Here is a 4,207-nt window from a genome sequence, read left to right as displayed (position 1 = left end):
ACCCAAGTCCTCAACAACCTACGTCAGGAAGTGGCTTCCCTCCAAGAAGCCTGGACAGGACAACGCCCAAGTGCCATTCCGATGGTGCCGGAGGAGTTGACAGAGAAAGACTTCTATAGCCGAGCCAGCGTGCAGACTGCCTATGAACACGGCCTCGTGCCATTAGGACTTGACATGGAGACAGTTGAGCCCGTTACTTGGAATCTGGCTAAAGGCAATCTTCTTTACCTAACAGATAAAGAAGAGCAGATGACAGCCTTGGTAAAACACATTGCCAAAGGGAAACAGAAAGTCATCGTCTTGGCACCGAAGTACCATAACTTACCTGAAATGGAAGGAGTGACGATTCTGGCAAGTCCAGAGGAATATCTAGAAGGCTTAGATATGATGGAGTTCAAGATTCAGGAACGGTTAGAAGGCAAACAGCGAGACCATGTCGCAACAGTGGTTATCTACAATTTAACCGAATTAGTGGTAGAATTAAACTCAGAAGCGCTTGATACATTGGCTTATGTCCTAGATAAAGGAACTCGAGCTGGATATGGTTCAATTGTAATGAGTTCACCACTAATCACCAAGCATATTGATGTGGTCTCAAAAACTGCTCGTTCTTATAAGCAGGCTATTTTAGCACTTCGCTTAAGTGATCAATCAGTTCTGACAGTGACCAACAGACCTGTTCGTGAGCCACAATTAGAAGAACAAGAACACTACTATGTTTCCGATGGGTTAGCAAGTAAAATGAAAGTATTAATGGTATAGAAAGGGAAGAAATGGGAAGAGCAGAGATACAAGCAGAAATTAATGAAATAAATCAATCTATATCATCTTTAACGACAGAGATTGATAAATTTGTTGAAATAAAAAAATCTTTAACATCATTTCCGACAACGATTAGTTATGTATTGGTAAGTGATGAAAATATCAAAAGCGGTTATAATCTAGCTGGAAAGAAATATTCAGAGCAAACTACTTCAGAGCAAGAACTTTTGAAGAATCTTAAACGAGACTTTAATACAAAAATTGATAATGTTTCCGAAAAAGTCTCTAAGAAAATTCAAGAATTAGAAGAAGAAAAGAGTGATTTGGCAATAAGAAAGTTCCTTTTAGGCATTGACTTGTTAGCTACGAAGGAGTGAAAATATGAGTGAAGTTATTAAAGTATATGATTTACCAGCAATAGAACGGTATGCAAAAGCAATTCAGGAGTTTTCTAAAAATGTTGAGTCAGCATCTGAGGAAACAGAACGACAATTTAATACTAAGACAGGGAATAATACTGATGAAGCACTTGCGCTGACAGCCTTTTTTGAGCGTTTAAATTCTTTACAAAATCAAGTATTTCACACATTTCCTCAGTATATAAGGCATTTCTCAGGGAGTATTTCACACTTTGAAAATAGCATTAGTGATGCTGGGTTTGATAAGGAGGCCTGGACTAGTGAAACTGGTACGCAAGAGGTAGGGACTAAATTAACTGGCGAAGGAGAAGATAGTCAATTATATGCCGTGAAAGATACCATAAAAAATCTTCAATCTTTACTGGATACTGCAACTACAGCTCTTGGGATAGAAAATGAGAGCTTAGAAGCAACAAAAACAGCAGCGGAAGGAAGTTTGACAAGTGCAAAAGATAGTCGTCAAGCAACTCATAATACAATTCAAAGTGCTCATGATACATTTAACACAACCTTATTTGACGTACTTTCTGGGCTAATGGATTTGAAAAATAATATTGAGGTCGCTCAAGCAAAGATTGCGGTTACGCCCAAAGTTGTAATGGATTCTATTAAAAACAAAACTCTTACTCCAGATAAGATTTATTATCTTGATGCGATACAAAGCAAATCAGATGCAAAGATTATGACAGTAATTTTGAGTGAGGCTGATTATACTGATAAAAGAGCATTCTTTACAGATTTAGCAAATGTGAATACAAAGGATTCTAGCCTAGGAGTAGGGCAGATAATTGTTGAGCGTTTGATGTATGAAGTTCATCATGCTGAAGAAGATGGGAGTGTCCCTAACCTATCAATTTTTATGGCAGCCTTAACTCAACGAGATAAAGAAAGCGTAAAAGACTATGCATTGAGGTTGTCTGCGGCAGCTGAAGCGACAGGAAACAGTTATAAAGTACAGGTGGATACTCTGATGCCAGAGTTTCCTCCACCAGGATCTCCTAAAGAGGCTTATACTGAGTATTTCAATCGAAAAAATAGCGCCGAAGTTCGTGCAGCAGTTTTGGCATTGAATAATAAAGTAGAGTGGTATGAAAAACTAAACAGTCTTTTTATGTATACTGCTATGAATGATATGGGGAAAGGGAAGACAAGTCTTCAAGTTCCAAAACCGAATGGTGGTTTCGAAAGTCAAATTTTTTCCACTAATCATTCATTTAAAGAAGGTAGTTTTAAATTAACAAAAGGGAGTGATGGGAAAGGCTTTTCTTTCACAGTTTTAAATAGAACTTTTGTTTCTACAAATGTTAAGTCTGAAATCATTGATGAAAAAACAGCACTAAATATTCAAGAGAACAGTGACAAGATCAAAGATTTGAATGCAGAAAAGTCGAAGCTCTTTGCTTCAACGGTTCTAAATACAGTTAAAGACCTTGGTAAGTTATATGCGCCTGCAGGTGTCATGATTGGGATTGTTGAGGCTGGTATGAGTTCAGATAAGGATATTAAAAAGGTTATCAATGGCGCGGAGGCGATTTCTTCACCAGTTTTATTAGATCAAATTCCGGAACACAAGTATAGTAATAAAGCTAAAGGCTTGACAAAAATTGCAAAAAATATTTATGATTATTTTGAAAAAAGTGAAAATTACGAAAAAGAAATTAAAAATCTGAAGAAAAGTAGTGAGGCCGAATTTTGGCAATATGGCGGAACTTCTTTCACAAATGATGATCAATCTAAGAGTAATTCTCAATATATCAGTCCTAGCTACGATGTAGAAGCCTATCTGAAGCAACAAGATCTAAAGAAAAATGGTCTGCGAACTTACATTGCAGAGACGGCCATTAGTAATGGACAGGACCCATATGATGTATTGAACAAGTTTGATGAAGCAATTGATCGTAGTGAATTAAGTGGTGATTACGATGCGGATATGAAGGCTCTTTTGAGAGGGAAACCCAATCCTAATCGCAGCCTAGAGTGGATTGGTTTTGAGAAGTTGTATAATGGACTCAAGGATGCGGAAACAGCTATTAATAAACCTCAATCATCTGAAAATTATCCGTCTTATTTCACTCGAGATTCTTATCGACAGTGGTCTTATTTAGGTTATGTAAATGGAGTAGGTGCAGGAGGAAACTGATACGATGAGGAAGATATTAAAAAATAAGCGTGCTTTTCAATTTGTGTTAGCTAGCCTAATTCTTATCCCTTTCATTATAGTAGGTACTGTTGGATTCCAACAATTATTTAAAGAACCTGAAAAAGTCGAGTATTCCATTGAAGAATACCATTCTGTAAAAGAAAACGTATATTTTTTCGGGAATCAACGAAAATTCGTTTTAGTGCGTAGAGGTTCTTTTGGGAATGGTACCTATCTTTATACAACCGAGCGGAAAGTGATGACAAGTAAAGGTGGAGTTGATTTAACCGATAGAAAAAACAGGCCCAAATCAGATTATTGGAAGATTCGTCTTTATGACTATAGAACAGAAGATTTAGCCGATAAAGAAGTGGATCTAAACAAAGTAGTCGAAGACTATGACGCCAGTTTTTTTCCGATTGATTTCAGAATCTTCACCTATCGTAATAATCCCAAGAACGTCATCAATATAGAAGTTAAAGACAAACAAGGTACTATGAAAACCTTTGTTTTAAACATTGATAGCGGAAAAGTAGAAGGAGAGTATCAAAAGCGTTCAGATATCTATGAAGCGGGTCCTTACTTTTATTATACGACACTAGATCAGTATGCAAAAGATAAGGGATACTTAGTGGATCACCTCATCAGTATTTCTAGTGATTTTAAAGAGGAGGGCAAGGTTATTGATACCAACATCAACCTCTTTGAGGAATATCCTGAAATTGAGAAAAAAATAACTGAAGAAGGTTGGATTCTTAATCCTCAAGAGGAATACGTGACCCCAGAGGAATGGTTTGACAAAGTGTTACACTGGATGGCTCCTAAGGGAGAAGAGAAACTGACGATTTATGGTATAGATACTAAGGGTCAGATTTCTGATACCCCA

At 37.1% G+C, this 4,207-nt stretch carries 3 protein-coding genes and 1 pseudogene; all 4 read left to right on the top strand.

Annotated elements, in window-relative coordinates:
• Positions 1-762, top strand: a pseudogene (locus Q4443_RS10345) (cell division protein FtsK); the annotation flags it as partial.
• Between the two features lie 11 nt (positions 763-773).
• Positions 774-1,139 (top strand): hypothetical protein, encoded by a 366-nt coding sequence (locus Q4443_RS10340; protein WP_042903179.1) that lies wholly within the window; start codon positions 774-776, stop codon positions 1,137-1,139.
• A 4-nt stretch (positions 1,140-1,143) separates the two neighbouring features.
• A complete protein-coding gene (locus Q4443_RS10335; RefSeq protein WP_049518890.1) occupies positions 1,144-3,321 on the top strand; it encodes a hypothetical protein in 2,178 nt (725 codons plus the stop codon).
• Between the two features lie 4 nt (positions 3,322-3,325).
• On the top strand, positions 3,326-4,207 hold an 882-nt coding region (locus Q4443_RS10330), incomplete at its 3' end, for a hypothetical protein (protein ID WP_303408373.1).

This window comes from Streptococcus sp. GP0011 (genome assembly GCF_030546305.1).
GTDB lineage: Bacteria > Bacillota > Bacilli > Lactobacillales > Streptococcaceae > Streptococcus.
This window is presented reverse-complemented; position numbering and strand designations above follow the sequence as displayed.

What these genes read in the sequence shown, in the direction of transcription:
- Q4443_RS10335 (WP_049518890.1), top strand. Translation starts at nt 1,144, where the DNA reads ATGAGTGAAGTTATTAAAGTATATGATTTACCAGCAATAGAACGGTAT.
- Q4443_RS10340 (WP_042903179.1), top strand. Translation starts at nt 774, where the DNA reads ATGGGAAGAGCAGAGATACAAGCAGAAATTAATGAAATAAATCAATCT.